A 3,743-nucleotide genomic window follows, 5' to 3' on the forward strand; every position below is an offset into this window, starting at 1 on the left:
CACGTAGGTAGTTCTAAAATATCGAAGTGGCTCAATTACTACAAATTACTACTTTTACGCATATCGATCTAAGTTACATGCAGGCAGGTAAAAAATATTTACTTGCCTAAAAAATACTTTCGCAGGGATGGGCGTTGTTAGTTCTTGGCGTCGGGATCGTCGTTAGTTGTATATTCGTAGCGATATAAGTTATTCTCTTTATTTTTTAAAGTCCCTGAAATACCCTTAAGAGCTTGAGTAATTATTTCTATATCTTTTTTTGCTTTTTCATTTCCAAGGAGATCATTAATATAGACAGCATATATCAATGACAAATCATTAACTATTTTTTCGAGATCGTCGGTACTTGCCTTGTTTAATAATTCAAATAAAGCAATACGTTCTTGGTGATTATTTTTTAGTATATATGGAGCTGTGGTTATGTTAAAGGAATTATTAATTGCTTTAAATTGTTCAATATATCTATCTTTCGCATGTTCATTAAATTCTTTATCCCACTTTTTTTTAAATTGTTCATCATCAAAGACATCACTGGACATACTTTTACTTTTTTCAACCCAATCAAACAAATTTTTTGTTTTAGTTTTATTTTGTAAATAAGCTATTGATACACCAAAATAGTTTGCTAACTTTTGCCAAGTTTCAATTTTTGGGTTTCGTTGTCCTTTTTCATAAAAACTTAGCGAAGTAACAGAGATCCCCGTTTTTTCGCTAACTTCTTGCAAAGTAACATTTTTGCTTTTTCGGAGTTCCTTTATTCTATTCATACAAATTACACTCCTTTCTGAGTAATAGAATACATTATTTTTTAACAAATGTAAAAACAATAGTTGAATTTTTTACAAATATAAAATAAGATAGTTGTGTAATTTATTTTTACAAATGTAAAAAGGAGATGGAGAGCATGGAATTAACACCAGAACAATTAATAGCATTACGACGCTTTCGGGGTGAAAAAAACATCCCTGTATATCAACTAGCCGACGAGATCGGTATCAGTCGTTACATCTTACGTAGTGCCTTGAATGGTAAGTCGTTACGACCCAAGAACGTGAAAATCATTAATGATTGGCTATTGAAGCAATACGTTAAATAGCCACTAGAAAGGAGCATCACCATGCAAGAATTAGTATTCATGCAGTCATTGAAAGACGAACCATACACGACAGATAAGGTTATCGCAAAGTATAGTGGGAACAGCCTACACGCAGTAAGAAATTTAATCAGAACGAAAAAGGCACGCTTAGAACGTTATGGAAGTTTAGCATTTGAAATGCGTAAACCCCCTAAAGGTTCTAAAGGCGGGAGACCTGAAACGATATACCATTTGAACGAACGACAAGCGACATTGTTTATAACGTTCTTAGATAATGCCCCCGCAGTTGAAGAATTTAAGATTGCCCTAGTTGACGAGTTCTTTAAGTTAAGGGATGAAAAAGCCAAGTGGCAACTACAACGGCTATCAGAGAAACCAATCAAGCGAGAGTTACAGGAAGCAATTAAGAACTGGGAGCACTACCAACCTTACATGTACAAAAATATTAATAGCCTACTTGTTAAGAGTGTGACAGGGCTTGACGTTAAGAAATTAAAAGAGATCCGTGGCAATGCAAAAACGGCGCTTGATCTGCTAACAGTCGAAGAGCAAGAACGATACGAGCAAAACGAGCGTAAGACTATTGCTTATATCGAAGCTGGTTTCACTTACAAACAGATCAAGGCGCTTCTAAACGGCGCAAAAATGTTTGTCGCTATTGACGAGAAATAGCAACGCATCCCCTAGCCGTGATACTCAAATTTGAGAAACACGACAACGAGCGTAACGGACATTTTTGTCCCTAGCGTATATAAGCCCCCGCAACGGCTAAACCCAAAACACCCACCCAATAAATGAATGATGAACAGGAAATAGAACGGAATGAAACAACTTAGCACAGACGAAAAAAACATCTTGAAACTGCTGGAATATCTAACAACTAAAGGAGATCAAGACAATGGCAAATCTAACTTTTAACGTAGCTGGTGTATCTGTATCGATCAACACCGCAGACGCTGACTTACTGCAGGAATTGAGATACTTTAACAGTAACTTAGAGATCGTCAAAGAGTTGTTTAACAAGCAACACGCCAACGGTGGCAATATCAAGGACACCGCCAAAGCCTTTAACGTGTCGCCTGCCGTGGTAACTGGTTGGATCAAGAACGGGATGCCGTTTGTTGATATTGACGGTATGAACAAATATTTGATAGCGTCGAGCGTCAAGCAGTGGTTAGCAGACAACGAAACAACAAAATAAAAGCATGATCCATAGAGCTGATGACATTAAGAGACTGCACGGGCTAAGTGGTTTAAAGGTTACCTTTATGGATCGCTGAAAGGAATTGAATAGACATGATGAAATTGACGAGCAAAGGGGGAAATTAAGATGGAACACCCAAACTATTATTCAATTTTACCCGCAAATGTTAGATATGATAAGCGCCTTGGCAAACCAAACGCCAAAATTTTATATAGTGAGATCACAGCATTAAGCAATAAAGATGGTTATTGTCACGCAAGCAATGGCTATTTTGCTAAATTGTATGACGTCGATAGTACCACAATATCCAAATGGATAAGCCTACTTGTTAAGTATGGTTACCTAGAACGTGAAGAAATTTATTACCAAGGGACTAAGCAAGTAAAAGAGCGCCGTTTATACCCTTTGACCACCCCCCTTGGCGCAAAAACCAAGCCCCCCCTTGGCGCAAACGCCAAAGATAATAATACAAGTATTAAATATTATATGATAACGACTTATGGTAAAGTCGTTGGCAGTGAGTTAATAAATAAATTAGATCTATTGAGTTATGCAGATGACAAACGGAAGTTAGATACTGCTAACGTAGTGATAAGGTTCAAAGATAAGCTTAACAGTGATCTATTGCTATACGGTATCAAACGTACAAGGGATAATCAGATAGCAGGTAAGAAGATCAAAAACGTAGCTGGTTATCTGACTAACGTATATAAGCACTGGATAGAAGCAGGTATCACAGACATAGCAGAAGCAAAGGCAGAAAGTGAAGCAAGGTATAGGGAAGACGTAGACAAGGAAGTATACAGAGATATGTACGAAGCTGGATATACAGACATTGAAGAGTATAAAGAAGTTTACGGGGGTTAGTGGTAATAGTTCCCTTGTCAACCCCAAAGAAAACATGAAATTGCGCCCCGCCCGCCTAGCTGATGACGCATTGCATGAATTAGAACAAGAAAATAAGATCGTGGGTGATAACAGCCGTAATCTGATCTATTGGAGCGGTCTACTACTTGGAACGCCTGCACAACGTTATCACGCCTAAAGGTTATTTTACACCACGAGAGATAGTAAGACAGGTCAAAACCACTTGGATCGCTATACAGGAATATCTAAGGACATTGCACTAAACCGAATGCAAAGGGATGCACTGGCTCAAATGCTGGTACATCCCTTTTTAGATATTATTTTAAACGCCAAAATCAAACGTTATTCTTATATCTTACAACGCTTAATAGTTTCCGAGTGTAGTTATACTAGCAACAATCAGAAACGCTTAGACGTGATTATACAGCCATATACGATATAGAGTTCAAAGGCTACTACTTGACAAAACCTGACATTTTAGCAAACGTAACACTGGGCGAAAGACAACAAGCACATCAATAGCAAGGATCACGACGCCGGACGAAATATTTAATAAGTTCCTGCAAGTGTAACCAA

General features: G+C 37.6%; 6 protein-coding genes. 5 read left to right on the forward strand and 1 reads right to left on the reverse strand.

Features of this window, described 5'->3' with window-relative positions:
* Positions 1-137: 137 nt before the first annotated feature.
* Positions 138-767, reverse strand: a complete 630-nt coding sequence (locus tag FC30_RS05160; RefSeq protein ID WP_010688452.1) for a helix-turn-helix domain-containing protein — start codon at positions 765-767, stop codon at positions 138-140.
* A gap of 137 nt (positions 768-904) precedes the next feature.
* On the opposite strand from FC30_RS05160, the gene FC30_RS05165 reads away from it, so the two are divergent.
* The 5 genes from FC30_RS05165 (at position 905) to FC30_RS09470 (ending at position 3,345) form a co-directional block, all read left to right on the forward strand.
* Complete coding sequence (locus FC30_RS05165; protein WP_010688451.1) at positions 905-1,096, forward strand: hypothetical protein; 192 nt, start codon at positions 905-907, stop codon at positions 1,094-1,096.
* A gap of 21 nt (positions 1,097-1,117) precedes the next feature.
* Complete coding sequence (locus FC30_RS05170; RefSeq protein WP_010688450.1) at positions 1,118-1,768, forward strand: Rha family transcriptional regulator; 651 nt, start codon at positions 1,118-1,120, stop codon at positions 1,766-1,768.
* 226 nt (positions 1,769-1,994) lie between these two features.
* A complete protein-coding gene (locus FC30_RS05175) occupies positions 1,995-2,297 on the forward strand; it encodes a helix-turn-helix domain-containing protein (RefSeq protein WP_010688449.1) in 303 nt (100 codons plus the stop codon).
* 129 nt (positions 2,298-2,426) lie between these two features.
* Positions 2,427-3,167, forward strand: a complete 741-nt coding sequence (locus FC30_RS05180) for a helix-turn-helix domain-containing protein (protein WP_010688448.1) — start codon at positions 2,427-2,429, stop codon at positions 3,165-3,167.
* Positions 3,168-3,201: 34 nt separating this feature from the next.
* Complete coding sequence (locus FC30_RS09470; protein ID WP_154645821.1) at positions 3,202-3,345, forward strand: hypothetical protein; 144 nt, start codon at positions 3,202-3,204, stop codon at positions 3,343-3,345.
* Positions 3,346-3,743 lie beyond the last annotated feature (398 nt).

Source organism: Ligilactobacillus animalis KCTC 3501 = DSM 20602, assembly GCF_001434535.1.
Lineage (GTDB): Bacteria > Bacillota > Bacilli > Lactobacillales > Lactobacillaceae > Ligilactobacillus > Ligilactobacillus animalis.